This is a genomic window from Mesorhizobium sp. UC74_2 (assembly GCF_042701485.1).
In the GTDB taxonomy this organism is placed as follows: Bacteria; Pseudomonadota; Alphaproteobacteria; order Rhizobiales; family Rhizobiaceae; genus Mesorhizobium.
The window spans coordinates 5,718,090-5,744,054 of the sequence record NZ_CP170562.1 but is presented as its reverse complement, the minus strand read 5'-3'; the positions used below and the strand labels follow the sequence as shown (position 1 = coordinate 5,744,054).

Here is a 25,965-nt window from a genome sequence, read left to right as displayed (position 1 = left end):
TCGCGGCAAAATACCCCAAAAAGGTCTGGCTTAACCCTGATCTGTGGGCTTCCCGCCGAATTCGCTTTCAAGAATATAGTTGAATCCTATAATTCACGCGGGCGGACGGGACAAATCGAGGTGGTTTTTGGCACTCGCTGCCGATGATACGACGCGTCTGTGGACGCTCGTCGCAAAGGAATTTTGGCGCAAGACGCGCCGGCGCCTGCGCGCCGGGCCTGTCTATCGCTGGCGCTATTCCGGTCGCACCCCCGAACGTGTGCTGATTGCGCCGCCCGATCTCAGGCTGGCCGATCCGCAGATCGCGCATGAAATCTACTATGGCCGTTTTCCGCTCTCCGGCCATCTGGTCGAGACCGGTGGCCTGTCGCCGTTCCAGCTTGACGTCGCCCATGATGGCTGGGTGCGCTCACTGCATGGGTTCCGCTGGCTTCGCCACATGCGCGCCGCCGGAACCGACCTTGCTGCCGCCAACGCCCGTGCGCTGGTCTCCGACTGGATCGCCCAGCACGGCAATCGCATCGCGGGCCCGGCCTGGGAACCGGCCACCACCGCCAAGCGCATCATCGCCTGGCAGCAGCATTCCTCCATCGTCCTGCAGGGCGCGGAGTTTCCATTCTACCGCGCCTTCCTGAAAACGCTTGCGGTGCAGATCCGCTACCTGCGTTCGCTGGCGCGCGAAATGCCCGATGGCAAGGACAGGCTGCGCGCCCGCGTCGCTCTCGCCTTTGCGGCATTGTCGCTGCCCGCGCCGGCCTCGGCACTGCGCTCGGCCACCCGCAATCTCGGCGAGGAGCTCGACCGACAGATCCTTCCCGACGGCGGTCATGTCTCGCGCAATCCGCTGACTGTACTGGAGATCCTGGCCGACCTCCTGCCGCTGCGCCAGACCTATGCCAATCAGGCCGAGACACCACCGGCGGCGTTGATCAATGCCATCGACCGAATGCTGCCGGCGCTGCGTTTCTTTCGCCACCATGACGGCAGCCTCGCCCGATTCAACGGCATGGGCGCCACGATTCAGGACCGAATCGCCGCGATCCTGCGCCATGACGACACCGCCGGCGCGCCGTTGCTGCATGCGCCCTATTCCGGCTACGAGCGGCTGGCCATGGGCGACGTGACGGTGATTGCCGACACAGGCGCGCCGCCGCCTATCGATGTTTCCAATTCCGCCCATGCCGGCTGTCTGTCGTTCGAGCTGTCGTCGGGCCGCCAGCACTACATCGTCAATGCCGGCGTGGACACCTATGGCGCCGCCGAATTCCGCCCGTTGGCGCGCGCCACTGCCGCGCATTCCACTGCGACGCTCAACGATACGTCATCCGCGCGTTTCGCTCTGTCGATGCGGCTCGGCGGCCTGCCGGGTTCGCCCTTGCTCGGAGGTCCGCGCAAGGTCTCGAGCGAACGGCTTGACGACAGCGGGCGTCAGGGCTTCATCGCCCGGCATGATGGTTATGCGCAACGCTTCGGCATCCTGCATGAACGCGAAGTGGTGCTGTCGACGAATGGCAATGTTCTGACCGGCCGCGACCGTTTCCTGCAAGCCGGAAACGGTGCGATCCGCAATTATGGTCGCGACACCGTCGCCGTGCGCTTTCACATCCACCCCGACGCCAGTCTGTTCCGTGACGAGCACGACCGGCTCGTGCTTGCCGCCGAAGGCGGCGACATCTGGGTGTTCACCTCGCCGCAGGTACAGCCCGAGGTCGAGGAATCGATTTTCTTCGCCGGTATCGTCGGACCGCGCCGCAGCCGGCAGATCGTGCTGCATTTCCAGGCATCGACCTTGGCGGAAGTGCATTGGCAGTTCGTGCGCACCGGCACCGCGGGTTTTGCCCCAAGGCCTTGACCTTGGCGCGCTCCGATTTCAGGTGTCCGGCACGTAACCTGCAAGCCTCCGGGCGTGCGCCCTGATGTCCGTCGGCCAGTTCGCCATTTCGCGCGTGAACGCCTCGGGATCCTCGGCAAACAAGGCTCGGGACGCCTCCTCGAAGCCGGGCAGGTTTCCAGCCATGGCCGAAAGGAAACGATAGGCGGCCTCTCGTCGGTTACGCCGGACGCTCCCATCGCCATCCGCACGGCGTGCCGTATCGACCAGCCGGCGCAACGTCTGCGAGGCACCGCCAGGCTGCGCCGCCAGCCACTCCCATTGCCGCGGCAACAACGTGACCTCGCGTGCGATCACCCCAAGCTTTGGCCGGCCCCGACCGCGCGCTGCGGTATCCGGCCCTTCCGCTATCGGTTGGTCCTCAGCAGCGGCCTTGGCGGAGGGAATCGATGGAAAACGCCCGGCGAGCCGCGAAATGATCTCCGCTTCCGAACCACGCAGGTCGAGATCGATGACAGCACCCGTAGCGTCGTCGAAGACCAATAAGGGCGCGTCCGCGGCGCTTTCTCGCGCTTTCACGGCGAGCGCCACTTCGGCCAGCGAGCCGCCGGCGAGGCGGCGATCGCCCTCGAACGCGGTGCTGGCGGCGGTCAGAGACAAAGGCATCAAGAATTCTCCCTGGTTCGGCCTTCATACCGTGTTCTCCGGCAATGTCAAATATTACCCGGGTATAATTGACATTGCCGAACGCTGCCGCTACATGGCGGCCGAAAGGTTTCCATCATGAGCAGTCTCGACAGGAAGGCCGCCGTAGCGGCCTATAAGAAACGTGATGTCCCGGCGGGGATTTATGGGCTGTTCTGCGCCGAAACGGATCAGCGCTGGGTCGGGCATTCGCCGGATCTCGACGCAATGCCGAACCGGTTGTGGTTCACGCTTCGGCTGGGCAGCCATCGCGCAGCCCAGCTGCAAGCGGCATATGACCGACATGGCCAGGACGCCATCGCCATCGAGGTGCTCGAGCGTTTCGAGGACGATTCCCAACCCGAAGGCGCTGCGCTGAAGGAACGCCTGTCCTTCTGGCGTGACAAGATGGACGCGCTCCCCGCCTGAGTTTGTGCCCGGCACGCTTTCCGGCGCTGACCCTGCTTGATTTTGAGCCTCCGTGTGCTACGGCGCGGGCCATCTTCTTCAGCCCGCAGAAAGGCCGCCAGCCATGGCCGTTGCCGCCAAGAACATTCCCGCGCCGGATCTCGTTCCCGTTCGTCGCGCGCTGCTTTCCGTGTCCGACAAGACTGGCCTCATCGATTTCGCGGCGGCACTCGCCAAGGCTGGCGTCGAACTGGTGTCGACCGGCGGCACCGCCAAGTCGATCGCTGCTGCCGGCATCGCCGTGCGCGACGTGTCTGAACTGACCGGCTTCCCCGAGATCATGGACGGCCGTGTCAAGACGCTGCATCCTTCGGTGCATGGCGCCTTGCTCGGCGTGCGCGACGATCCGGAACATGCCGCCGCCATGCGCGACCACGGCATCCAGCCGATCGATCTGGTCGTGGTCAATCTTTACCCGTTCGAACAGGTACGCGCCTCCGGCGCCGGCTACGCCGCCATCGTGGAGAACATCGACATCGGCGGTCCGGCCATGGTACGCGCCTCGGCCAAGAACCACGCCTATGTCGCCATCGTCACCGAACCCGAGGACTATAGCGCGGTGCTTGAAGCGCTTGCCGCCAATGGCGGCGCGCTTCCGCTGGATTTCCGCAAGCAGCTTGCAGCAAAGGCCTTTGCCCGCACGGCCGCCTATGATGCGGCGATTTCCGGCTGGTTCGCCGAAGAACTGAAGATCGAGCAGCCGACATGGCGCGCCTTCGGCGGACGGCTGGAAAGCGTCATGCGGTACGGCGAAAACCCGCACCAGTCGGCCGGCTTCTACGTGAATGGCGACAGGCGTCCCGGCGTTGCAACGGCACGCCAGCTGCAGGGCAAGCAACTGTCCTACAACAACATCAACGACACCGACGCCGCTTTCGAGCTGGCCGGTGAATTCGACCCGGCCCGCAGCGCCGCGGTCGCGATCATCAAGCATGCCAACCCTTGCGGCGTTGCTGAAGGCGCCACGCTCAGGGAAGCGTATCTCAAGGCTCTGTCCTGCGACCCGGTCTCGGCCTTCGGCGGCATCGTCGCGCTGAACCGGCTGCTGGATGCCGAGGCTGCCGAGGAAATCGTCAAGACCTTCACCGAGGTGATCATTGCGCCCGACGTGTCCGAAGAGGCCGCAGCGATCGTCGCCGCCAAGAAGAACCTGCGCCTGCTGGTCACCGACGGGCTTCCCAATCCGCGCCAGGCCGGCACGATCGTGAAATCAGTGGCCGGCGGACTCCTGGTGCAGAACCGCGACAATGCCGTGGTCGACGATCTCGACCTCAAGGTCGTCACCAGGCGCCCGCCGAGCGAAGCTGAAATGGCGGACCTGAAATTTGCCTTCCGCATCGCCAAACATGTGAAGTCCAATGCCATCGTCTATGCCAGGGACCATGCCACGGTCGGCATCGGCGCCGGCCAGATGAGCCGTGTCGACTCCTCGCGCATTGCGGCGCGCAAGGCGCTGGATGCTGCGGAAGCCGCCGGCCACGCTGAGCCGCTGACCAAGGGTTCGGTCGTCGCTTCCGACGCCTTCTTCCCCTTTGCTGACGGGTTGCTTGCCGCCGTCGAAGCGGGCGCCACGGCAGTCATCCAGCCCGGCGGCTCGATGCGCGACGACGACGTCATCAAGGCAGCCGACGACCACGGCATCGCCATGGTCTTCACCGGGATCAGGCATTTCCGCCATTGACCTTTCCTTCTCCCCCCGTTCGCGGGGAGAAGGTGTCACGAAGTGACGGATGATGGGCGACGCCAAATCTCGCAGGGTTTCGCTCAGCCTTCGCCCGCAGTTTTCGCCAAAAGGCCCGCCCTCAATCTTCCGTCTTGTCGGCCGGATAGGGCGTGCCGGCGAGGATTATCATGCCAGCGAGCAGGAACAGGATGATCATCGCCATGCCGAGGCGAGGCGAACCGGTCGTCGCCGTGACGGTGGCGATCAGGAATGGCGCCAGAAAACTGGTCGCCCGGCCCGCCAGCGCATAGATGCCGAAGTAGCGGCCGGACTCCTCTGCCGTGACACTGCGCGCCATGTAGGAGCGCGACGACGCCTGCACCGGCCCGAACGCCACGCCGATCAGCAGTCCGTAGACGATATAGGCCTTCTCGGCCGGCGTGCCGAACAGACCGCCGCTGTCGACGCCGGGAAGCTGCAGCCAGCCGAACAGCGTATAGCCCGGCCCGGTCGAGATGATGCCGACGGTGGCGATGGTCAGCAGCACCAGCGAGATCATCACCACGACCTTCGACCCGAGCCCGGTATCCAGCCGCGCCGCAACCCAGCAGCCGAGAATGGCGACGACATTGAGGATGATGCCGAACACGCCGATCTCGGTGATCGACCAGCCGAACATCGCCGCGGCGAAGGCACCGCCGAGCGAAAGCAGTGCGTTGACGCCGTCCTGGTAGATCATGCGCGCGACGAGGAAACGGAAGATGCCGACACGCTTGCGCACTTCCGCGAGCGTCGACTTCAGCTCCGCCAGACCCTGCCTGACCGCCGGCCCGACCGGAATGCCTTTGACTGCATCCGGCGTGAAAAAGAACATCGGCAGGATGAAGACGAAGTACCACAGCGCAGAGAGCGGCCCGGTGGCGCGGGCATCCTCGCCGAGCTTGGGGTCGAGACCGAAGATCGGGTCGAGGCCGACGATCGTCTTGCCGGTCTCCGGCGAGCCCGCCATCAATGCCACGACGAAGATCAGCGCCACCATGCCGCCGAGATAGCCGAGCCCCCAGGCGATGTTGGAGATCTTGCCGATCTCCGCCTTGGGCACCAGGCGCGGCATCATCGAATCGTTGAAGACCGTCGAGAATTCCGCCGCCACCGAGGCCAGCGAGAAGAACAGCACGATCAGGAAAAGGTTCGATCCCGGTGCAGCGAACCACAGCAGCATGAGGCTGACGATCTTGATCGTGGCGAAGAAGGCGATCCATGGCTTGCGTGGCCCTGTCTGGTCGGCGATCGAACCGAGGATCGGCGAGAGCACCGCGATCACCAGTCCCGCCGCAGCCAGCCCATAACCCCAGACCGCCTGGCCCATCGCAGGATCCGCCGACAGGCGCGAGACGAAATAGGGGCCGAAGATGAAGGTTGTGACCACCGTGAAGAAGGGCTGCGCCGCCCAGTCGAAGAACATCCAGCCCCAGATGCCGCGCCCGGAAGCGCGCTGCATGGTCACGTCGCTCATCTGTCCTCCACCGCTTTGTCCCGTTCGCGGTGGCCCATGTCTGCACGTTTTTCGCGGTTCTGCAAAGACCCGCGGGGAGTTGGCCGCCGTGACCTTGCGCGAGGTTTGCGGCCTGGGCCGCAAACACGATCTTTTGATGTTCAAATTCCGCGCCACTGACGCCGGACTGCCCGATCCGGCTACCGGTCATGCATCGCGCGACTTTGCCGTGCGCGCTTCAATGGCGCGCAGGACAGCGGCCATGTCGGATTGACCAAGCCCCATCGCTTCGGTCTCACCGTAGAGCACGTGACAGACATCGAGCAAAGGCGAGGCGACTTTTGCATCGCGCGCTGCCTCGGCGATCAAGCGGTTGTTCTTGAAGACATCGGTAATCGCCGCCTGCACGGAAAAGTCCCCGGCAACCAGCTTCGCCAGCTTGATGCGCGAGACATCGCTGGCCATGGGGCCAGCATCAAGCACGGCAGCAAGTTGGGTGAGATTCAAATTGTAGCGCTCGGCGAAATGCACGGACTCGGCCAGGCCCGTCACCATGGTGATCAGGAAGATGTTGACTGCGAGCTTCATCAAGAGAGCATTCGGCACCGCGCCGCAAACAACCGTATCTCGGCACATCGCCGAGAGCAGAGGCCGCACCACCTCCACTGCTTCCGGTTCGCCAGCCAGCATCGCCACGAGCTGTCCCGCTTCTGCAGGCTTGCGCGAACCCGAAACCGGCGCCTCGACATAGTGGCCGCCGGCTGCGCGGATGTCGGCCTGCAAGTCGCGCGAATAACCCGGAGAGGTTGTTCCCATATGCACGATGATATGCCCCGAGACATAGGTGGCGAAATCCGCCGTGCCCCGCGCCAGCATGGCATCGATCGCCTGCTCCGTGGCGAGCATCAGTATGACGATCTCCGTTCCGGCAAAAACCTCGCCGGGACTTGCAGCCACTTTTGCACCCGCTTCGCGCAACGGTTCGCAAAGACCCGGCGATCGGTTCCAGACCAAAAGCGGTGTTCCCGCCCGTGCCATGTTCAACGCCATCGGCTGTCCCATCACGCCGAGGCCGATGAAACCAATCTCCTTGTCTGCTCGAACAGCCATCGTCATCAGAACCACACCTGTACGATCGAAAGGGCGAGCAGGACGGCGAGCGCTATGTTGAGCCCCCGCCATTGCGCATCGGTGCGGATAAGCCGCGCCATCAGCGCGCCGAAGGTACACCAGACCGACACCGAGATGGCGGCCGCCAGGCCAAAGGCGACTGCCAGCACGATGCCGAGCCGGGCTGGACCGCTGGCCAGCGTGGCGAAAGACGCGGCTGCGCCCAAAGTCATCGCCCAGGCTTTGGGGTTGAGCCACAGCAGCCAAACTCCGTTGGCAAAACCGGTTGGCCGCGCCAGCGCAGTGTCGAGACTTGGCGGCCCCGCCCGTCCAACCTTCCAGGCGAGCCACAACAGATAGGCCGAACCTCCCGCTTTCAGGACGATCTGCAGCGAAGGCATCGCAATCAGGACGCCGGCCAAGCCGAGTGCCGCAGCGGCCGCCATGCTGGCAAGCCCTGCGGCGATGCCGGCCATCAACGGGATTGACCGACGGAAGCCGAAATTCGCGCCCGAAGCAGCGGACATGGTGGTTGCTCCGCCCGGCGTGATGGATGAGACGAGCGCAAAGATGAACAACGGCAGGACGGCTTCGAGCGACATGCGTTTCTCCGGAGGATACGGCGGCGTCCTAGCTAGCGCCGGATACATCATTAGAGAAACGCATGTTGATTATAGCCAGCATTAGCAATCATAATGGCGCTATGACCCGCAACCTCGACCTTGCCCTGATCCGAACCTTCCTCGCCGTTGCCGAGCGCGGCAACATGACCGCTGCGGGCAATGCCCTGCACCTCACGCAAAGTGCCGTCAGCCAGCAGATAGCCCGGCTGGAACAGGCCTTTGGCCATGAGTTGTTTTCGCGTGAGCGACGTGGGCTGCGGCTCACAAGCGCTGGAGAGCGCCTGCAAGGCAAGGCGCGACCGCTGCTGGGCCTCAACGATGAAATCTGGGCAGACATGACGACACGCCGTGTCGAAGGGCCCGTCCGGCTCGGTGTGCCCTTCGATCTCGCCGGTCCGCTCATCGCGCCTGTTCTGAAGGGTTTCGCGGACGCCTTTCCGCAGGTCGAGATTTCGTTGTTCTGCGCATCATCGCCCGATCTCACGCAAGCACTGGCCAGGGGTGAGATCGATCTGGCTTTGGTCGAGACGCCACTCGGCGCCTCCGAAGGCGAGTGCCTCGCCGTCGACCGTCTGGTCTGGGTCGGCGCCAAGGGCGGTGTCGCGCATCTGAAGACACCGCTGCCGGTTTCGATGGTCGCCGAAACCTGTGCTTTCAGGCCCGCGGTCCTGGCAGCCTTGCACAGTCAGGATCGCGAATGGCGTACGGTGTTCGAGAATGGCAGCATCGATGCCACCACCGCCACGGTGACGACGGATCTCGCGGTAACGGCATGGCTTGCTTTTACCGTGCCGTCACATCTCGACATCCTGCCGGCGGAGGCCGGCCTGCCGCCACTGCCGTCTTTCGCGATCAACCTGCATCTGCCGACGCGCGATGCGGCCCCCGCGACGCTCGAACTTGCCCGCCACATTCGCGAGGGCCTGTCGAGAACCCGGCTGGCAGCCTAGAGGCTCGAAGCTTCCAGGCTGCGGATCGGGTCGGACTAGGGATCGGAATCGGGGCATCAAGCCCCGATCAGGTCGCTCATCAGGCCGGAGGCGACCGACAGACGCGACACTGTGATGTCACCGCCTTCCGTCAGGGCCTGCAGCCGTTCGCGCACGCGGGCGATGCGCTCACCGCCAGCCTCCAGCCAGGCCGCGACCGGATCGGCTGCCTTGCCGTGCTGCGTGAGTGCCGCCACCGCGATGCCGCGCCGTGCGGCACCGATTGTGTCGGTGGCGCGCGACAGCGCCAACTGATCGTAGTAGTCGGGCGGTGTCACCGATCGCGCGGCTTCCTCGATGCGCGGAATGCGGAAGGCTTCGCTCACGGCAAAGAAGGCTTTCGCCGCCGCGACGATATCCGAACCGGCAAGGCGCGATGTCAGGGCGATATCCGGGATCAGCTCGGCGACGTCGGCCAGAGCCAGCCGTTCCGCCAGTCTGTCGGGCGTGCCGACCTTGAACAGGCCGTGCCGCTTCTCCTCCAGCCGCTCTCGCGAGAAATCCGATAGCAGCGATACCAGCTTCGGCTCAAGCGCCTTGCGGGCCTCCTGCAGTTCGGCAATGCGCTGACCGAGCGGTGCGGTGCCGGCATCGTTCTTCAGATACCAGCCGGCGGTCACAAAGATAAGCCGGCTTACGATCTGATAGAGATCGATCTGCACCTGACCGTCTATCTTGTTGTCGAGCGCGTTGATCTCGTTGTAGAGCGCCGGCAGGCCGAAGCCGTCGCGGATCACCGCGAAGGTGCGCACCACATCGGCCGCGCTGCGTCCGGTCGCTTCCATCAGCCGGTTGGTGAAGGATGGTCCGCCGCGGTTGACCAGGTCATTGGCGACAACACGGGCGATGATCTCGCGCCGCAGCCGGTGACCATGGATCTCCTCATTGAACTTCTTGACCATCCGTTCCGGAAAGTACCCGGTCAGGTCGGTGTTGAAATGTCCGTCGTCCGGCACATCCGAGGCGACGATGTCCGAGAACAGCACGATCTTGGCATAGGCGAGCAGGACGCCGAGTTCCGCCCGGGTCAACGGTTCACCTCTCGCTTCGCGCTCGGCAAGGGCAGCCGGCGACGGCAGCGTCTCGACGGCGCGATCAAGCAGGCCACGCGCTTCGAGCGCAGCCATGAAGCGGCCCTGATGCGCGATGTCGGCCAGCCCGCGCTTGCGGGCGAGCGACAGTGCCAGTGTCTGCTCGTAGTTGTTGGAGAGCACCAGATTGCCGACCTCATCGGTCATCTCTGCCAGCAGCTTGTTGCGTGCAGGCCGCGCCAGCGAGCCCTTCCGCATGGCCGATGCCAGCGCGATCTTGATGTTTACCTCGACGTCGGAACAGTTGACGCCGCCGGAATTGTCGATGGCGTCCGAATTGTTGCGCCCGCCGGCCAGTCCGAATTCGATGCGGCCCCGCTGGGTGACGCCGAGATTGGCGCCCTCCCCGATCACCTTGGCGCGCAGGTCCACGGCGTTGACACGGATCGGATCGTTGGCGCGGTCGCCGACATCCTGGTTGGTCTCCGAAACCGCCTTCACATAGGTGCCGATGCCGCCGAACCACAGAAGATCGACCGGAGCCTTCAGGATGGCGGTCATGATCTCGGCCGGCGTCGCTGTCGTCTTGGCAAGGCCGATCGCTGCCGCGGCTTCCGCAGGCAGCGTGATCGACTTCTGGTTGCGCGAGACGATGACGCCGTTCCTGGACAGTTTCGTCTTGTCGTAGTCCTGCCAGCTCGAACGCGGCAGGTCGAACATGCGTTTGCGCTCGGCAAAGGAGGCCACCACGTCCGGCTCGGGATCGATGAAGATGTCGCGATGGTCGAAGGCCGCGATCAGCTTGGTCTGTTCCGACAGAAGCATGCCGTTGCCGAACACGTCGCCCGACATGTCGCCGACGCCGACCACCGTGAAGGGCGAGGTCTGGATGTCGCGGTTCATTTCACGGAAATGCCGCTTCACCGCTTCCCAGGCACCCTTGGCGGTGATGCCCATCTTCTTGTGGTCGTAGCCTGCAGAGCCGCCCGAAGCGAAAGCGTCATCCAGCCAGAAGCCGTGCTTTTCCGAAATCGCATTGGCAGTGTCTGAGAAGGTTGCCGTGCCCTTGTCGGCCGCGACGACGAAATACGGATCGTCGGCATCATGGCGCACCACACCGGCCGGCGGCACGACATGGTCGATGCCGATGTTGTCGGTGATCGACAGCAGGCTGGAAACGAAATTGATGTAAGCCTGACGGCCTGCCTCGAACCACAGGTCGCGCTGACTGGCCGGCGGCAGGCGCTTCGGATAGAAGCCCCCCTTGGCGCCGACCGGTACGATCACCGCATTCTTGACCTGCTGCGCCTTCACGAGGCCCAGCACCTCGGTGCGATAGTCCTGGGCGCGGTCCGACCAGCGCAGACCGCCGCGCGCCACCGCGCCGAAGCGCAGGTGCACGCCTTCCACCTCGGAGCCGTACACGAAAATCTCGCGCCATGGCCTGGGTTCCGGCAATCCGTCGACGGCGCGCGAATCGAGCTTGATCGCCAGCGACTGGCCGCGCTCCTTCTTGCCATCCACGAAATGGTTGGTCCGCAGCGTCGCCTCGATCAGGTTGAGGTAGCGACGGATGATGGTGTCGTCGTCGATGCTGGGCACATCCTCCAGCGCATCCTTGATCTTCGCCTTGAGGTGCTTGGCCGTGGTCACGCCTTCGCCCGCCGCGTCCGCGCCATGCCGCGCGACGAAGAGCGCATGGAGGCCCCGGGCGATATCCGGATAGCGGTTCAGCGTCGCCGCGATGAAGTCCTGGCTCTGCGGAATGCCGGCCTGCTGCAGATAGCGGCCATAGGCACGCAGCACCAGGATCTCGGTTGCTTTCAGCCCGGCTGTCTGGGCAAGGCTGTTGTAGCCGTCATTGTCGACGTCGCCGCGCCACACTGCCAGGAACACATCCTCGAACAGCGCGCCCTCGTCGGCGAGATCGATCGGCTGGCCGTACGCGTTCTCCAGCTCCATGTCGTGGATGAAGACTCGGTTGCCGTCCTCCTTGTCGATCTCGAAGGTACGCTCGCTGATCACCCGGAATCCGGTGTTTTCCAGCAACGGCACGCGCCGGGACAGCGCCACCGGACTGCCGTGGTGATAGATCTTCAGCGAAGCTTGCTCGGGCTTCTGGCCGGCGTCACGATAATAATCGATGTCGATCGGGCTCTCGGCCGAAATCCTCGCGATGCGTTCGGCATCGACCAGCGCCACCGCCGACGAGAAGGAATCACGATAGCTTTCCGGGAAACGCGCGGCGATCGCCTTCAGCGCCGCATCGTGGCCGCCGGCCTCGGCGGCCTCCGCCAGCGCATCTTCCCAGGTGCGGACGATATCGCGGATCGCCGCCTCGATCGTTTCCTGCTCGACCTTGGGCGTCTTGCCGCCGGAGCGGCCGATGATGAAATGCACGCGGGCGAGGCCGCCCTCCGGGAAAGCCGGATAATAAGCCGACAAACGACCATCGAAAACTGTCTTGAGATACGCACCCATCTTTTCACGCACGACGCTGTCGTAGCGGTCGCGCGGCACGAAAACGAGGATGGAGACAAAGCGGTCGAACTGGTCTGCGCGCACCAGCGCACGCACGCGTGGGCGTTCGATCAGGCCGAGAATGGCCTCGGCATGTTTACGCAGGGTGGGTATCGGCACCTGGAACAGCTCGTCGCGCGGATAGCTCTCCAGAACATTGATCAGCGCCTTGCCGGAATGGTCGTCCGGATTGAAGCCGGACTTGGCGATCACCGTCTCGGCCTTGGAGCGCAGATAGGGGATCTTCATCACAGAGCGCGTGTAGGCGGTCGAAGTGAACAGGCCGACGATGCGCAGCTCGCCTGCCAGCTTGCCGTTCTTGTCGTAGGTCTTGATGCCGATGTAGTCGAGATAGATGCGCCGGTGTACGACCGACTTGGCATTGGCCTTGGTGACGATCAGCGGTTCCGGGCCGTGCAGGAAGGCGCGGATCTCGGGTGTCGTGGTGACTGCCTCGGTGCCGCGCCGCAGCACCAGCACGTCTGGATCGGAGAGAATGCCCAGCCCCGGCTTGTCGGCGCGCTCAAGGCTGCCGCTCTTCTCACCGCCCGAATATTTGAACTCGCGCATGCCGAGGAAGGTGAAGTTGTCGTCGCGCAGCCATTCAAGGAAAGCGATGGCCTCGGCGACATGTTTCTTGTCCAGCGGCACCGGCGCGTAGCGGAATTCCGAAATCGCCTGGTCGAGACGCGCCAGCATCGGCTTCCAGTCGACGACGGCTGCGCGTACCTGCGCCAGCGTCTTGGTGAGCCGCGCGCCAAGCGCCGCGGCCGCTTCTTCCGAAAGCCGGCCGATATGGACATGCACCACGCTGACCTTGTCGAGGCCTGCGTCTTCCTTGGCGAGGCCACCGTCTCCGACGATCTCGGCCACACCGGCCTTCGAATGCCTGACCGCGATGACAGGATGGGTGACCAGTGTCGGCTCGCCCGCAGCTTCGGTGATCTCGCCGAGGATCGAATCGAACAGGAAAGGCATGTTGTCGTTGACGACGGTGATCACCGTGACCGGCCGCCCCTGGCGCGACACGCCGGATGCCGTCTCGATGGCGACGATGCTTTCGCCCTTCTTATGGCGGGAAACCGCATTCTCGGCCAGTTCGGCAGCGCGGGCGAGATCGGCCGGGTCATAGACGGCAACGTCTTCGGATGGTGCTCTCGCCAGCAGATGGTCCGCCAGCCGTCCTGGCCTTTGACCTTCTTTTCCGCCTCCCTTCACCACAGGTTTCTTTGGTTTGGTTGCGGACTTCAGGCTGGCCATGATGCGATTTACCTCTGCCTTAGGCTGTATTGCGACTATCGTAGCAGATGATCGCCTTTTGGCGACAAAGGTTTGACGGCTGCCTAAGAAAAATGCTGGCTGCATAGAAAATTTGCAGATGCCGGCGAAAGGACACCACGATGAGCGAGAAAATCACCGCACTGGACTTGCCCCAGGGGGAACTGAGCGACGCCACCAGGGCCTATTTCGCAAAGTGTGAGGAAAAGCTCGGCCTCGTGCCCAACGTGCTCAGGGCCTACGCTTTCGACGAAAAGAAACTGCGCGCCTTCACCGACACCTACAACGACCTGATGCTCGGTGATTCCGGATTATCCAAGCTCGAACGCGAGATGATCGCGGTCGTCGTTTCTTCCATCAACCATTGCTACTACTGCCTGACCGCGCACGGGGCAGCGGTGCGCCAATTGTCCGGCGATCCGGCATTCGGCGAGATGATGGTGATGAACTTCCGCGCCGCCGACCTCACCGAAAAGCAGCGCGCCATGCTGGAATTCGCGGTCAAGCTGACCGAGCAGCCGGCAAAGATCGTTGAGGCCGATCGCGAGGCCCTGCGCCAGGTCGGGTTCGACGATCGCGACATCTGGGACATCGCCTCGACAGCAGCCTTCTTCAACATGTCGAACCGCGTCGCCGCCGCCATCGACATGCGGCCCAACGCCGAATACCACGCAATGGCGCGCTGATCATGACGATCGATACATCCGGCGAATGGTGGGTAGGAGATCGACCAACCGACATCGCGCAATATCTGGAAAGCTACGCCTCTTCCGAGGGTTATGGCATAAGCGAATTCAGGCTCGCACGTTGCCGGTGCGGATCGCAGTCATTTCTCCTTGACGCGGACATCGATGAGGGTGCGGCGCGACGCACATGCACCGCCTGTCGATCCCAGCACTTCATTTGCGATTCTGCGGAGTATTGGGACGACGCTGGAGCGACTGGTTTGAGATGTGTTTGTGAATCGGAGAGCATCAACATTGGGATTGGCTTTTCGATCTATCCTTCACAGGACGGCATTCGCTGGATTTATGTCGGAGTGCGATGCACAGCCTGTGGCGTGCTGGGCTGCTTTGTCGACTGGAAAGTGAGAACTTCCGACATGAGTCTGCTGGACAAAGTTTGAGCTCGTTCAAGACCGCGCAGCGATCGCCGCGGCAGCGCCGGCCATGGTTCCGGCGGAAACCCGGTTGGCGATGCGCATGGCGCGCGGGCTTTTCAACAGCCTTCGCGCCTGCGCCGCCGCCAGGATCCAGGCGAAGTCGATGACGATCAGCACCACGGCCATCGTCGCCGTCAGCTCCATCCAGCCGAGCATGGAGACCGAGGCGAGGTCGATGATGGTCGGCAGCAGCGCCAGATAGAACATCATGATCTTGGGATTGCCGAGAGTAACCGCCATGCCGGCAAGGAAAAGCCTGATCGGCGAATCGTCCTTCGGTAGCGAGCCTTCGTTCGCCTCGACCGGTGCCGTCCACATCTTCCAGGCGAGGTAGGCGAGATAGGTAACGCCGAGCCATTTGATGGCGACGAAGGCGAGATGGAAGGTCTGCGCCACGACCGCCAGCCCGAACACCGCAAAGGACAGCCAGATCGCTTCGCCGATCCACATGGCCATCAGGAACGGCAGCACGTCGCGAAACCCTTTTGAGATCACCCGCGCCACCAGCGCAGCGATCGAAGGACCCGGCGAGCCGGCGGCAACGAACAGTGCACCGGCGAAAATGAGAAGGGACGTGAACGTCATGAAGCGCTCCATCGGGCAAGCGCGGCAGCATAGGCCGAATGTCAAACGATGCAATCGTGAGAGTGGACGGGCTCCTTTGCCGTTCGACGTTCGTGGAGATGTGCCGTGAGAACACGGCTTGATCTCATCGAGGCTGCTCGCTAGAACGCCGCATCGTCATCAGCCCCAGGCTTCCGACTTTGCCATCGTAACCGCCGGTCTCGTCAGCTCTCCCAGAACTCGCATGGCAGCGCGCCGCGTTGCCGCTTTTACAATTGCGTTCGTTCCTGTGGCGGTTCGAGACCGGTTTGGCCAGCGCCTCTGCGCCGGACTCGAAGGCTCTCTCGCCTGATTTCCACACGAACGCCATTCCGCGCCTCAAAGAGAGGCATCTCGTTCATCGCCGCTTGGACGGACTTCCCGACGGGAAGGACCAACCGGCATGTCGTGCACGCTCCGCGTCCGATGGACCCTCATTGCAAACCGTTTCCCCCGCCCCTGGCGCTCCTGTCCACGTTGCGGCACGCAACGCGCCTTCGAATGCAGTGATAAATTCCGGCTCAACGCCAATGGCAGGCGGCTCGATGCCTGGCTCGTCTACAAATGCACCACATGCGACGACACCTGGAACCACACGCTGTTCGAGCGCCGCAACGCCCGCGACCTCGATCCGGATCTGCTTTCGGCCCTGGAGGCCAATGATCCGGCACTGGTCAGGCGTTACGCCTTCGATGTCGCGGCCCTGCGCCGGTTCGCATACAGGGTCGAGGAATTCGCTGGAAACGTCGTCCGCAAGGAAGAACTGGGGTCAGCCGCAACGGACCGACTGGAGATCGTTCTAGCCACACCAGTCCCGGTCGCCATCCGGCTCGACCGTCTGCTCGCGATGGAACTTGGCCTGCCCCGCGCCCGGATCGGCGCCATGGCGGATGCCGGCCACATCATCACAGCCGCTGGCCTCAACCGGCCGGTTCGGGACGGTTGCCGGGTAGAGATTGACCTTGCCGTGGACGACGCCGAGGTGATCATGCGCAACGCTCGCCCACAATGATCAGTCAAAAAAGGGCGGGGAAATCCCCGCCCTTTAAACCATCAGGCCGCGCTGACCTTCGACTTCTCGAAGCGCTTGCGCTCGTTCGGGTCGAGATAGAGCTTGCGCAGGCGGATCGTCTTCGGCGTGACTTCGACCAGTTCGTCGTCCTGGATCCAGGCGAGCGCGCGTTCCAGCGTCATGCGGATCGGCGGCGTCAGCTTGACCGCTTCATCCTTGCCGGCGGCGCGGATGTTGGTGAGCTTCTTGCCCTTCAGCACGTTCACTTCAAGGTCGTTGTCCCTCGAGTGGATGCCGATGATCATGCCCTGGTAGACCTTGACGCCGGCGTCGATGACCATCGGGCCGCGGTCCTCCAGGTTCCACATGGCGTAGGCAACGGATTCGCCCTGCTCGTTGGAGATGAGCACGCCGTTGGTACGACCGGGCAATTCGCCCTTGTAACCCTGATAGGAATGGAACAGACGGTTCATCACCGCGGTGCCGCGCGTGTCGGTCAACAGTTCCGACTGATAGCCGATCAGGCCGCGCGTCGGCGCGTGGAACACCAGGCGCTGGCGATTGCCGCCCGAAGGACGCAGCTCGACCATCTCGGCCTTGCGCTCAGACATCTTCTGCACGACGACGCCGGCGTGTTCCTCATCGACGTCGATGACGACTTCTTCGATCGGCTCGAGCAACTGGCCGTCCTCGTCCTTCTGCATGACGACGCGCGGGCGCGACACGGCAAGCTCGAAGCCTTCGCGGCGCATCGTCTCTATCAGGACGGCAAGCTGCAGTTCACCACGGCCCGACACGAAGAACGAGTCCTTGTCGGCTGATTCCTCGATCCGGAGCGCGACGTTGCCTTCGGCTTCCTTCATCAGGCGGTCGCGGATGACACGGCTGGTGACCTTGTCGCCTTCGGTGCCGGCGAGCGGCGAATCATTGACGATGAAGGACATGGTGACGGTCGGCGGATCGATCGGCTGCGCATGCAGCGGCTCGGTGACGGCCGGGTCGCAGAACGTGTCGGCAACGGTGCCTTTCGACAGGCCGGCGATGGCGACGATGTCGCCTGCCTGCGCTTCTTCGATCGGCTGGCGCTCGAGACCGCGGAACGCCAGGATCTTCGATACGCGGCCGTTTTCCAGCAGGGAGCCGTCATGGTGCAGGACCTTGACCGCCTGGTTCGGCTTCAACGTGCCGGAATGGATGCGGCCGGTGATGATGCGCCCGAGGAACGGATTGGCCTCCAGGATGGTGCCGATCATCCGGAACGGGCCGGGATGGACCGTCGGTTCCGGAACATGCTTGAGCACCAGGTCAAACAGCGGTGCCAGACCCTGGTCCTTCGGACCTTCCGGGTTCTCGGATACCCAGCCATCGCGGCCCGAACCATAGAGGATCGGGAAATCGAGCTGCTCGTCGGTGGCATCGAGGGCTGCGAACAGATCGAACACCTCGTTGATGACTTCCTGGTGGCGGCCGTCCGGGCGGTCGATCTTGTTGATCACGACGATCGGCTTCAGGCCTACCTTAAGCGCCTTGCCGACCACGAACTTGGTCTGCGGCATCGGGCCTTCTGCGGCGTCAACCAGAACGATGGCGCTGTCGACCATCGACAGGATGCGCTCGACTTCACCACCGAAGTCGGCGTGGCCGGGGGTGTCGACGATGTTGATGCGGGTATCCTTCCAGTCGACCGAAGTCGCCTTGGCCAGGATGGTGATGCCACGTTCCTTTTCGAGGTCGTTCGAATCCATCGCGCGTTCGGCGACACGCTGGTTCTCGCGGAACGAGCCGGACTGCTTGAGGAGCTGGTCGACCAGAGTGGTCTTGCCATGGTCGACGTGCGCGATGATCGCGATATTGCGGATGTTCATGCTGGGTCTCGGAGGTTGTTCAGGCAGCACGCCCGGATAGTCAAATCGAGACGCCGCCTTTTTCAGTTGCGCGGCTCATACAGGGTTTTTCGCATTTGCGAAAGGGGGCGGCGTGCCGGCAGTTGGTTGGTCACCTTTTGTTAAGTGGCAGCAGCGTAGAATTTCATTAACCAAACGCGGAACCTTTTCCGCTGTGGAGCATTCGGGCGTCCATGATACGCAGTCTGAACCGGTTCGTGATGATCTCCCTCTCGGCCACGCTCGTCGCCTTGCTGGCGCTGGGTGGCGCATGGTCGGCAGCAACGCCCGCCGACAAGCCGATGGCCGTGGTGACGACGCAGGCGGAAAAGCTCTTTGCGGACGCTCCGGACGGGGTCGACCCGATCGTTACCGGCCCGGTTAGCGCCGCCTTCAAGCAGCGCCAGGCCGATATCGGTTGTGAGAAGGCGACCTGGCCAAACGTGCCCGCCGCCTGCTTCGAGCACTGATCCCAGATCACGCAGCCCGAACCGGATCGAGCGTCGTCTTGTAGAGCTCGTTGTCGTCGCGATCCATCAGCCTGACGGTCAGCTGCCCGGTAATACCGTCGATGTCGACAAGGCCGAAGAACTGAAAGCCTGCGGAAGGCGGCAGGTTCTGGCCTTGCTCGGCGCTCGGCGCCTTCACATACTTCACTTCCGGCCCGAAGGTCATGTCGAGATCGTTGGGACCGAAGGTACCGGAGTGTATCGGCCCGGAGACGAATTCCCAGAACGGCTCGAAATCCTGGAACTGCGCGCGATCCGGGCTGTAGTGATGGGCTGCGGTGTAGTGTACGTCCGCCGTCAGCCAGACCGTGTTGGTGATGCCGGCATTCTTGATGAAGCGCAGCAGGTCGGCGAATTCGAGCTCGCGCCCCTTGGCCGGGCCGTTGTCGCCATTGGCGACCGCTTCCGAGCCTTTCTTGTTGGCGGCGTCGTCCCACACCACCAGGCCGATCGGCATGTCGGCGGCAATCACCTTCCAGGTGGCCTTGGAATTGGCGAGCTCGCGCTTGAGCCAGCGGGTCTGCTGCTCGCCCAGCATGCGCGAGCCCGCGTTGAGTTCGGTCTGCAGGTTCGGGCCGTTGGCGCCGCGATAGGAGCGCATGTCGAGGAAGAAGACGTCGACCAGCGGACCATACGCGATCTTGCGATAGACCCGACCGGGCTCGGCCGGCGTGAAGCGGATCGGCGTCATCTCATGGAAGGCTCGGCCGGCACGTGCCGCCAGCACGGCAATCGATTTTTCCTTGTAGCGGTCGTCGGCGGTCAGATCTTTCGAGCTCGACCAGTTGTTGACCACCTCATGGTCGTCCCATTGGAAGAAAGTCGGCAGTGCCGCGTTCATGGCAAGCAGGTTCTTGTCGAGCAGGTTGTATTTCCACTGCCCGCGATATTCGTCGAGCGTCTCGGCAACCTTGCGCTTCTCGTCGATGAGCACGACGTTCTTCCACTTTGTGCCGTCCTTGAGATCGACCTCGTCCTTCATGGCGCCATCGGCATAGATCGTGTCGCCCGAATGCAGGAAGAAATCGGGCGTGTGCCTGGCGATCGAGGCATAGGTCTTCATGCCGACCTCATCGATGCCCCAGCCCTGGCCGGCGGTATCGCCCGACCATGCGAAGCGTACGGAGCGGCGCGAGGTCGGTGCGGTGCGGAAACGGCCGACGATCGGCTCGGACACCGCATTGACGTCATTCAGGTCGGCAAGCGTCATCCGATAGAAGATGTCCTGGTCCGACGCCAGGTCAGTGAGCAGGCGTTTCACCGCATAGTCGCTGTCAGGCAGCGCATTGAGCGGCGCCAGGCGTTCGGCATTGGCGAAACTTTCCGTGGTCGCCACTTCGAACTGCACGCGCGATGGCCTGTCGGCGCGCGTCCAGATCATGCCTGATATCGCGTCGATGTCGCCTGACTGGACACCGTGGGTAAAGGCCGGCCGCGTGTTCGCACGCGAATAATAAGGCATGGCCAAACCCGACAATCCGACCAGGCCAGCTGCCCCTGTCGAGACGATGAAGGCACGGCGGTTGATGCTGGTTGGCTTGCTCATGGCTGGCTCCTTGGCGGCGAATGGGTGCCGCCAAGGTCCTTGGCCATTGTTTCAGCCGCATTTCGGAGACGTGAAACTTTCTTGACGGTCCACAGTTTGCCGCCGCTGGGATAATTCCAGCAAAAGAAGACAGAGCGTTTCCGTGAAAAACGGAAACGCTCTGGAATCAGGCCGGCTGCTCTTTCGGCTCCAGCATTGGGCGGTTGGTGTTGATCAGCAGCGACAGGCAGGCGGCGATGATACCGGTCATGCCGGCAATGACAAAGGCAAGCTCATAGCTGCCCTGGAACTCCCGCATAGCTCCGCCGAAGAACGCGGCCGTAGCCGCGCCGACCTGATGGCCGGCAACAATCCATCCAAACACCAGCGGTCCCTTGGCATCACCGAAGGCTTCGTTGGACAAACGCAACGTCGGCGGCACGGTGGCGATCCAGTCCAGCCCGTAGAACACCGCGAAAACGATGAGCGCGGTCGCCGAGAAACCGGAATAAGGCAGATACATCAGCGAGAGGCCACGAATGGCATAATAGACGCCGAGCAGCTTGCGCGGATCGAAACGGTCGGTAAGCCAGCCCGACAGGGTCGTGCCGATGAGGTCGAAGATACCCATCAGCGACAACAGACCGGCAGCCTGGATCTCGTTGATGCCATTGTCGGCACAGAACGCGATCAGATGCGTGCCGACAAGACCGTTGGTCGTGAAGCCGCAGATGAAGAAAGTGGCAAAGAGGTACCAGAACACGCGTGTCCTGGCTGCTTCGCGCAGTGTGCTCAGCGTATGGGAGATGAAGTTGCCGGCTGCCGCTGGCGGCGTCGGCGGCACATCGTCGGGCTCGGCGCCGAAACGCACCTGGCCGATCGACGCCGGCCGCTCCGGCACCAGCAGCCAGACCAACGGCACCAGAGCTGCGGTGGCGATGGCAATGACGAGCGCCACCGGCTTCCAGCCGCCCGACTGTGCAAGCCAGGCCGGAAAGGCAGGAAGATCAGCAAGCCGGTCGCGCTGGACGCCGACATCAGGCCCATGACCAGGCCGCGGTTGGTCTTGAACCAGCGGTTGACGATGGTGGCGCCGAGCACGGTGGCGACAGCGCCCGAACCGACGCCGGAGAATACACCCCAGGTGGCGATGAGTTGCCAGGACTGCGTCATGAACAGCGAAAGCCCGGTCGATGCCGACATCACCACCAGCGAACCGATCACCGTCTTGCGCAGGCCGATGCGTTCCATCAGCGCGGCGGCGAAAGGACCGGTCATGCCATAAAGGAAAATGCCGATGGCGGCTGCCAGCGACACCACGTCGCGGCGCCAGCCGAAGTCATTCTCCAGGGGCAGCATCATCACGGAGGGCGCGGAACGCAGGCCCGCAGCGATGAGCAGGGAGAGGAAGATGACCGCAACGACGACGAAGGCGTAGCGCTGGCCAAACGGGCGGGGCTGGACTATCATGTTACTGACCGGTACGTTGCAGTTGCCGAATGTGTACGTACCGGTTAGTAACATGTCAATTGGAACACCTCATGCCCACTGACAAAAATATTGAACCCAGCGTTTCGCGAGACGCAGCCTTGCCGCCGGCGGCCGAGAAAATCCTCGGCGTCGCGCATGAGCTCTTCTACCGCGAAGGCATCCGGGCGATCGGCGTCGACGAGATCGTGAAAAAGGCGGGCGTCACCAAGCCAAGCCTCTATCGCTCGTTTTCATCGAAGGACGAGCTCGCGGCATCCTATCTGCGTAAATACGACATCGAGTTCTGGGAGCGTTTCGACGAAGCAGTGGCTGCGCATCAGGGCGATGCGCGGGCTCAGATCATCGCGTTCCTGACGCGCGTCGGCAAACGCTCGCAGAAACAGGGCTACCGCGGCTGCGGCATGACCAATGCAGCGGTCGAATACCCCGAACCCGGTCACCCCGCGCGCGTGGTCAGCGAAGAGAACAAGCGCGAACTGCGCCGTCGTCTGCGCGCCATGGCCAAGGAGATGGGGGCGGCCGACCCCGGCACGCTGGGCGACGGCCTGCTGCTTCTCATCGAAGGCGCCTACATCTCAAGCCAGATCTTCGGCCCGGGCGGTCCCTCGCAGTCGGTTGCCAAACAGGCCGACCTTCTGATCGGCGCCAGCCTGAAAGGCTAGCGCCGCGCTAGCGCGTTAGCAGGCCCTCCAGCGCCTCATCCACCGGACAGGCATGAGGAACAGGATCAGGTCAGCCCGCGCTTCACCATCATGGCATCCGCGGTCGGCATCTTGCCGCGGAAGGCGGTATAGAGCTCTTCCGGATCCTTCGAGCCGCCGGCCGCGTAGATGTTTTCCCGCAGCTTTTTCGCCAGAGCCGGATTGAACGGATCGCCGGTTTCCTCGAAGGCCGAGAAGGCATCGGCATCGAGCACCTCCGACCACATGTAGGAATAGTAGCCGGCTGAATAGCCGTCACCGGCGAAGACATGGCTGAAATGCGGAGTACGATGGCGCATGGCGATCGTGTCCGGCATGGCGAGTTTCTCAAGCGTCTCCGTCTCGAAGGCCAGCGGTTCGGCCGGTGCATCCGAACGCGCATGATAGGCCATGTCGACCAGCGCCGAGGCGGTGAACTCGACCGTGGCGAAGCCGGCGCCGAACGTGCGCGCCGCCAGCATCTTGTCGAGCAGTTCCTTTGGCATCGGCTTGCCGGTCTTCACATGCAGTGCGTGTTTTTCCAGCACTGCCGGCACCGTCAGCCAATGTTCGTAGAGCTGCGAAGGCAGCTCGACAAAGTCGCGGCTGACCGATGTGCCCGAAACCGACGGCCAGGTGACGTCGGTCAGCATGCCGTGCAGCGCATGGCCGAATTCATGGAACAGGGTCTTGGCCTCGTCCACTGACAGCAAGGCGGCCTCGCCGACGGGCGGCTTGGCGAAATTCATGATGTTGTAGATGATCGGCTTCGCACCCTTGCCCAGCTTGTAGCCCGACTGCAGCGCACTCATCCAGGCGCCGGACCGCTTGGACGATCTGGCGAAATAGTCCGCCAGGAACAGCGCGCGCTCCGATCCGTCGGGGTTCCTGACCACGAACACACGCGCATCCGGATGCCAGCCGGCAATGCCCTTCTTCTCTTCGAAGGTGAGGCCAAACAGCTTCGTCGCCACGTCGAAGCAGGCAGCGATGACGTGGTCGAGCTGCAGATAGGGCTTGAGTTCGGCCTCGTCGAAAGCGAACTTTTCGGCGCGCAGTTTCTCCTGGTAGAATCGCCAGTCCCAGGCAGCGAACTGTTCGTTGCTGCCGGCAGCAACCGCCAGCCGCTGCAGTTCCTTCTGGTCGGCCGCAGCCTTCTCCAGCGCCTTCTCCCAGACCGGGTCGAGCAGGTCGTGCACGGCCTTCGGTGTCTTGGCCATGGTGTCGTCGAGCTTCAGCGCGGCAAAGGAATCATAACCCAGCAGCTTCGCCTTCTCGGCACGCAGCCTGAGCATGTCGCGCACCACCGCGGTGTTGTCGCTGGCGCCGCCGTTCTGGCCACGCCGGGTGAAGGCGCGCCATGCGCCTTCACGCAGGTCGCGACGCTCGGAGAAGGTGGTGAAGGGTTCGTAGATCGACCGCGACAACGTCACCGCATAGCGGCCCTTCTGGCCGCGCGTCTCGGCGGCCTCCGCCATCGCGCTTCTCAGGAAATCGGGGAGGCCGGCAAGGTCGGCCTCATCCAGAAACAGTGCCCATTCCCGCTCATCGGCCAGCACGTTCTGGCCGAAGGTGGTGCCAAGCGAAGACAGGTGTTCGTTGATCGCCGCAAGCCGCTTCTTGCCTTCGGCGTCAAGCTTGGCACCGGAGCGGACGAACCCTTTCCAGGTCCGTTCCAGGACACGCAACGTCTCGCCATCGAGCTTCAGGCCATCGCGCCGCTGATAGAGATCGTCGATGCGGGCAAACAGCTTCTCGTTCATCGAGATTGCCGAGAAATGCCGCGACATCTTCGGCGCGACCTCGCGCTCCATGGCCTGGATGGCGTCGTTGGTATGGGCACCGGCCCGGCACCAGAAGATCGAGGAGACGCGGTCGAGCGCTTCACCGGCAAGCTCCAGTGCCTGCAGTGTATTTTCGACGGTAGCCGGTTCGGTGTTGGCGGTTATGGCATCGATTTCCGCCTCATGCGCCTTCAGCGCCGCCTCGAACACCGGCCCAAAGTCTTCATCGCCGATCTTCGTGAAATCGGGAAGACCGAGCGGCCCCTGCCAGTTGGTCAAAGCATGGGCGGCGAGATCGGATACGGACATGGGGGGACTTTCGCTGAACGTGAGGAAGGCGGAACGACAATATCTTTCCGATGTAGGCCGATGGGACCGCCGGTGCAACGACAAGCCCCGCCGGCCCGCGTCGGATAGCCAGCGACGAAGGGCCTGGCGCAGGTTTCTCAGAAGCCGTCGCAATTTTCCGCAATGGTCGCTTGCGAGGATGCGGTGATGCGTTCGTCGCTCAGTGCGAACACCTCTCTTGTCAGAAGATCATTACCGGGAAAGTCGTAGCAGACGACGACAGTGACCAGACCGTTGTCGGCGCTTTCGATGCGATGCCGAATGTTTGCGCCTGATACCGCGCCCTGCCATTCGTCCATCGAAGCAAGGAACTGCTGCTTGTTCTGTTCGGTATCGACATCCTGCAATCGGATGCGGGCATCATCGGTCAGCATGTCCGCGAGCTGGCCGCGGTCCGCAACCAGCAGTGCTGAATACCAGCGGCCTATCACGGCGTTGTCGTCAGCCCGCGCTGAACCCAGCATCAGGACGTAAAGGACGACCAGACAGAGTTTCGACGAGCCGGCAACTGGCACTGGACGACACCTCCTCCATGCAACCTAGGCCTGTATGGATGAGAAGTGAAGCGCGCGCGGCCGGCAGTGCCGCCCGTGGTTGTCTTCAGCTGATATCGGGCCGTTCGAAATCGCCGGTTTCGTTGTTCATCGCCCACAACTCGCCGGTTGAAATATCGAACCATGCGCCGTGCAGGGTGAGCTTGCCCTTGCCTTCCAGAATCTTCACGCAGGGAAAGGTGCGCAGGTTGGCGATGGAGTAGCGGATGGAGATGCGCTCCAGCGCCGTCTGCCGTTCGCCGGTCGTCATCATGGTCGAGGCTGAAACAGCTTCGGCGGCCGGCGCGATCAGGCTCATCCACTTGCCGATGAAATCGCCCGGCGACAGCGGAGCGGATGTTGTATCGAGCGCGGCGCGAATGCCACCGCATCGGCCGTGCCCCATGACGACGATGTTCTTGACCTTCAGGCTCTGCACCGCGAACTCGAGCGCGGCAGAGGTTGAATGGTACTCGCCATCAGGTGCATAGGGCGGCACCAGATTGGCGACATTGCGCAGCACGAACAGTTCGCCTGGGCCGGCATTGAAGATCACCTCCGGCGCGGCGCGCGAATCGCAGCAGGCCACGATCATCGTCTCCGGCGCCTGGCCTTCGCGTGCAAGCGACCTGTAGTGATCGGCCTCGGCCACATAGCGGCCGTTGATGAAGTTGCGATAACCGGCAATGAGATGTTCTGGGAGATGCGGCATCTGGACCTTTCCAGGCTGGACGGCGACGGCT

At 63.2% G+C, this 25,965-nt stretch carries 20 protein-coding genes and 1 pseudogene; 9 read left to right on the top strand and 12 right to left on the bottom strand.

The features are described from left to right. Positions 1–127 precede the first annotated feature (127 nt). The gene (locus ACFJIU_RS28000; protein WP_379065490.1) at positions 128–1,852 is read left to right on the top strand and encodes a heparinase II/III family protein; all 1,725 of its coding nucleotides are present in this window, start codon (positions 128–130) and stop codon (positions 1,850–1,852) included. Positions 1,853–1,870: 18 nt separating this feature from the next. On the opposite strand, the gene ACFJIU_RS27995 is transcribed toward ACFJIU_RS28000, so the two are convergent. Then, on the bottom strand, positions 1,871–2,497 hold the full coding sequence (locus ACFJIU_RS27995; RefSeq protein WP_379065488.1) for a DUF2239 family protein: 627 nt from the start codon (positions 2,495–2,497) through the stop codon (positions 1,871–1,873). Positions 2,498–2,614: 117 nt separating this feature from the next. Between ACFJIU_RS27995 and ACFJIU_RS27990 the strand changes: the two genes are divergently transcribed. Together ACFJIU_RS27990 and purH are read left to right on the top strand one after the other, a co-directional pair. Then, positions 2,615–2,944: a GIY-YIG nuclease family protein gene (locus ACFJIU_RS27990; RefSeq protein ID WP_379065486.1), complete on the top strand. Its 330-nt coding sequence runs from the start codon at positions 2,615–2,617 to the stop codon at positions 2,942–2,944. A gap of 103 nt (positions 2,945–3,047) precedes the next feature. Continuing rightward, positions 3,048–4,664 carry a bifunctional phosphoribosylaminoimidazolecarboxamide formyltransferase/IMP cyclohydrolase gene (purH, locus tag ACFJIU_RS27985; RefSeq protein ID WP_379065484.1) on the top strand — a complete coding sequence of 539 codons (1,617 nt, stop codon included), beginning with the start codon at positions 3,048–3,050 and terminating at the stop codon, positions 4,662–4,664. 121 nt (positions 4,665–4,785) lie between these two features. On the opposite strand, the gene ACFJIU_RS27980 is transcribed toward purH, so the two are convergent. The 3 genes from ACFJIU_RS27980 to ACFJIU_RS27970 all read right to left on the bottom strand — a co-directional run bounded on the left by ACFJIU_RS27980 (position 4,786) and on the right by ACFJIU_RS27970 (position 7,853). Then, complete coding sequence (locus ACFJIU_RS27980; RefSeq protein WP_379065482.1) at positions 4,786–6,162, bottom strand: MFS transporter; 1,377 nt, start codon at positions 6,160–6,162, stop codon at positions 4,786–4,788. Between the two features lie 186 nt (positions 6,163–6,348). Beyond that, a complete protein-coding gene (locus ACFJIU_RS27975) occupies positions 6,349–7,257 on the bottom strand; it encodes an NAD(P)-dependent oxidoreductase (protein ID WP_379065480.1) in 909 nt (302 codons plus the stop codon). Further along, a complete protein-coding gene (locus tag ACFJIU_RS27970; RefSeq protein ID WP_379065478.1) occupies positions 7,257–7,853 on the bottom strand; it encodes a LysE family translocator in 597 nt (198 codons plus the stop codon). Before ACFJIU_RS27970 ends, ACFJIU_RS27975 begins: the two co-directional genes overlap by 1 nt. 101 nt (positions 7,854–7,954) lie before the next feature. On the opposite strand from ACFJIU_RS27970, the gene ACFJIU_RS27965 reads away from it, so the two are divergent. Beyond that, entirely contained in the window at positions 7,955–8,824 is an 870-nt protein-coding gene (locus ACFJIU_RS27965) for a LysR family transcriptional regulator (protein WP_379065476.1), read from the top strand. A 56-nt stretch (positions 8,825–8,880) separates the two neighbouring features. Here ACFJIU_RS27965 and ACFJIU_RS27960 read toward each other — a convergent pair whose 3' ends face one another. After that, the gene (locus ACFJIU_RS27960; protein ID WP_379065474.1) at positions 8,881–13,674 is read right to left on the bottom strand and encodes an NAD-glutamate dehydrogenase; all 4,794 of its coding nucleotides are present in this window, start codon (positions 13,672–13,674) and stop codon (positions 8,881–8,883) included. Between the two features lie 140 nt (positions 13,675–13,814). Here ACFJIU_RS27960 and ACFJIU_RS27955 point away from each other — a divergent pair, with 140 nt between their 5' ends. Both ACFJIU_RS27955 and ACFJIU_RS27950 read left to right on the top strand, forming a co-directional pair. Beyond that, positions 13,815–14,378, top strand: coding sequence for a peroxidase-related enzyme (locus ACFJIU_RS27955; protein WP_379065472.1), 564 nt, complete (start codon positions 13,815–13,817; stop codon positions 14,376–14,378). A gap of 2 nt (positions 14,379–14,380) precedes the next feature. Further along, on the top strand, positions 14,381–14,818 hold the full coding sequence (locus ACFJIU_RS27950) for a hypothetical protein (RefSeq protein WP_379065470.1): 438 nt from the start codon (positions 14,381–14,383) through the stop codon (positions 14,816–14,818). Positions 14,819–14,824: 6 nt separating this feature from the next. On the opposite strand, the gene ACFJIU_RS27945 is transcribed toward ACFJIU_RS27950, so the two are convergent. Beyond that, the gene (locus ACFJIU_RS27945; RefSeq protein WP_379065468.1) at positions 14,825–15,439 is read right to left on the bottom strand and encodes a LysE family translocator; all 615 of its coding nucleotides are present in this window, start codon (positions 15,437–15,439) and stop codon (positions 14,825–14,827) included. A gap of 421 nt (positions 15,440–15,860) precedes the next feature. On the opposite strand from ACFJIU_RS27945, the gene ACFJIU_RS27940 reads away from it, so the two are divergent. Next, positions 15,861–16,469 (top strand): DUF1062 domain-containing protein, encoded by a 609-nt coding sequence (locus ACFJIU_RS27940; RefSeq protein WP_379065466.1) that lies wholly within the window; start codon positions 15,861–15,863, stop codon positions 16,467–16,469. Positions 16,470–16,510: 41 nt separating this feature from the next. On the opposite strand, the gene typA is transcribed toward ACFJIU_RS27940, so the two are convergent. Continuing rightward, the gene (typA, locus tag ACFJIU_RS27935; RefSeq protein ID WP_129412548.1) at positions 16,511–18,334 is read right to left on the bottom strand and encodes a translational GTPase TypA; all 1,824 of its coding nucleotides are present in this window, start codon (positions 18,332–18,334) and stop codon (positions 16,511–16,513) included. Between the two features lie 212 nt (positions 18,335–18,546). Here typA and ACFJIU_RS27930 point away from each other — a divergent pair, with 212 nt between their 5' ends. Continuing rightward, positions 18,547–18,822, top strand: a complete 276-nt coding sequence (locus ACFJIU_RS27930; RefSeq protein ID WP_379065464.1) for a hypothetical protein — start codon at positions 18,547–18,549, stop codon at positions 18,820–18,822. Between the two features lie 7 nt (positions 18,823–18,829). Here ACFJIU_RS27930 and ACFJIU_RS27925 read toward each other — a convergent pair whose 3' ends face one another. Together ACFJIU_RS27925 and ACFJIU_RS27920 are read right to left on the bottom strand one after the other, a co-directional pair. Then, positions 18,830–20,407, bottom strand: coding sequence for an alkaline phosphatase D family protein (locus ACFJIU_RS27925; protein WP_379065462.1), 1,578 nt, complete (start codon positions 20,405–20,407; stop codon positions 18,830–18,832). A gap of 166 nt (positions 20,408–20,573) precedes the next feature. After that, positions 20,574–21,856, bottom strand: a pseudogene (locus ACFJIU_RS27920) (MFS transporter). 71 nt (positions 21,857–21,927) lie between these two features. On the opposite strand from ACFJIU_RS27920, the gene ACFJIU_RS27915 reads away from it, so the two are divergent. Beyond that, positions 21,928–22,539: a TetR/AcrR family transcriptional regulator gene (locus ACFJIU_RS27915; protein WP_379065460.1), complete on the top strand. Its 612-nt coding sequence runs from the start codon at positions 21,928–21,930 to the stop codon at positions 22,537–22,539. A gap of 65 nt (positions 22,540–22,604) precedes the next feature. On the opposite strand, the gene ACFJIU_RS27910 is transcribed toward ACFJIU_RS27915, so the two are convergent. The 3 genes from ACFJIU_RS27910 to ACFJIU_RS27900 all read right to left on the bottom strand — a co-directional run bounded on the left by ACFJIU_RS27910 (position 22,605) and on the right by ACFJIU_RS27900 (position 25,934). Further along, complete coding sequence (locus ACFJIU_RS27910; RefSeq protein ID WP_379065458.1) at positions 22,605–24,650, bottom strand: M3 family metallopeptidase; 2,046 nt, start codon at positions 24,648–24,650, stop codon at positions 22,605–22,607. 137 nt (positions 24,651–24,787) lie between these two features. Next, positions 24,788–25,204, bottom strand: a complete 417-nt coding sequence (locus ACFJIU_RS27905) for a nuclear transport factor 2 family protein (RefSeq protein ID WP_379065456.1) — start codon at positions 25,202–25,204, stop codon at positions 24,788–24,790. 85 nt (positions 25,205–25,289) lie between these two features. Continuing rightward, on the bottom strand, positions 25,290–25,934 hold the full coding sequence (locus ACFJIU_RS27900) for a carbonic anhydrase (RefSeq protein WP_379065453.1): 645 nt from the start codon (positions 25,932–25,934) through the stop codon (positions 25,290–25,292). Between the last annotated feature and the right edge of the window lie 31 nt (positions 25,935–25,965).

Excerpts from the sequence above, each read along its gene's own strand:
- ACFJIU_RS27915 (WP_379065460.1), top strand. The coding sequence starts at position 21,928 with ATGCCCACTGACAAAAATATTGAACCCAGCGTTTCGCGAGACGCAGCC.
- ACFJIU_RS27900 (WP_379065453.1), bottom strand. The coding sequence starts at position 25,934 with ATGCCGCATCTCCCAGAACATCTCATTGCCGGTTATCGCAACTTCATC.
- ACFJIU_RS27930 (WP_379065464.1), top strand. The coding sequence starts at position 18,547 with ATGATACGCAGTCTGAACCGGTTCGTGATGATCTCCCTCTCGGCCACG.
- typA (WP_129412548.1), bottom strand. The coding sequence starts at position 18,334 with ATGAACATCCGCAATATCGCGATCATCGCGCACGTCGACCATGGCAAG.
- purH (WP_379065484.1), top strand. The coding sequence starts at position 3,048 with ATGGCCGTTGCCGCCAAGAACATTCCCGCGCCGGATCTCGTTCCCGTT.
- ACFJIU_RS27980 (WP_379065482.1), bottom strand. The coding sequence starts at position 6,162 with ATGAGCGACGTGACCATGCAGCGCGCTTCCGGGCGCGGCATCTGGGGC.
- ACFJIU_RS27950 (WP_379065470.1), top strand. The coding sequence starts at position 14,381 with ATGACGATCGATACATCCGGCGAATGGTGGGTAGGAGATCGACCAACC.
- ACFJIU_RS27945 (WP_379065468.1), bottom strand. The coding sequence starts at position 15,439 with ATGACGTTCACGTCCCTTCTCATTTTCGCCGGTGCACTGTTCGTTGCC.
- ACFJIU_RS27955 (WP_379065472.1), top strand. The coding sequence starts at position 13,815 with ATGAGCGAGAAAATCACCGCACTGGACTTGCCCCAGGGGGAACTGAGC.
- ACFJIU_RS27975 (WP_379065480.1), bottom strand. The coding sequence starts at position 7,257 with ATGACGATGGCTGTTCGAGCAGACAAGGAGATTGGTTTCATCGGCCTC.
- ACFJIU_RS27940 (WP_379065466.1), top strand. The coding sequence starts at position 15,861 with ATGTCGTGCACGCTCCGCGTCCGATGGACCCTCATTGCAAACCGTTTC.
- ACFJIU_RS27925 (WP_379065462.1), bottom strand. The coding sequence starts at position 20,407 with ATGAGCAAGCCAACCAGCATCAACCGCCGTGCCTTCATCGTCTCGACA.
- ACFJIU_RS27990 (WP_379065486.1), top strand. The coding sequence starts at position 2,615 with ATGAGCAGTCTCGACAGGAAGGCCGCCGTAGCGGCCTATAAGAAACGT.
- ACFJIU_RS27995 (WP_379065488.1), bottom strand. The coding sequence starts at position 2,497 with ATGCCTTTGTCTCTGACCGCCGCCAGCACCGCGTTCGAGGGCGATCGC.
- ACFJIU_RS27910 (WP_379065458.1), bottom strand. The coding sequence starts at position 24,650 with ATGTCCGTATCCGATCTCGCCGCCCATGCTTTGACCAACTGGCAGGGG.
- ACFJIU_RS27960 (WP_379065474.1), bottom strand. The coding sequence starts at position 13,674 with ATGGCCAGCCTGAAGTCCGCAACCAAACCAAAGAAACCTGTGGTGAAG.
- ACFJIU_RS27970 (WP_379065478.1), bottom strand. The coding sequence starts at position 7,853 with ATGTCGCTCGAAGCCGTCCTGCCGTTGTTCATCTTTGCGCTCGTCTCA.
- ACFJIU_RS27965 (WP_379065476.1), top strand. The coding sequence starts at position 7,955 with ATGACCCGCAACCTCGACCTTGCCCTGATCCGAACCTTCCTCGCCGTT.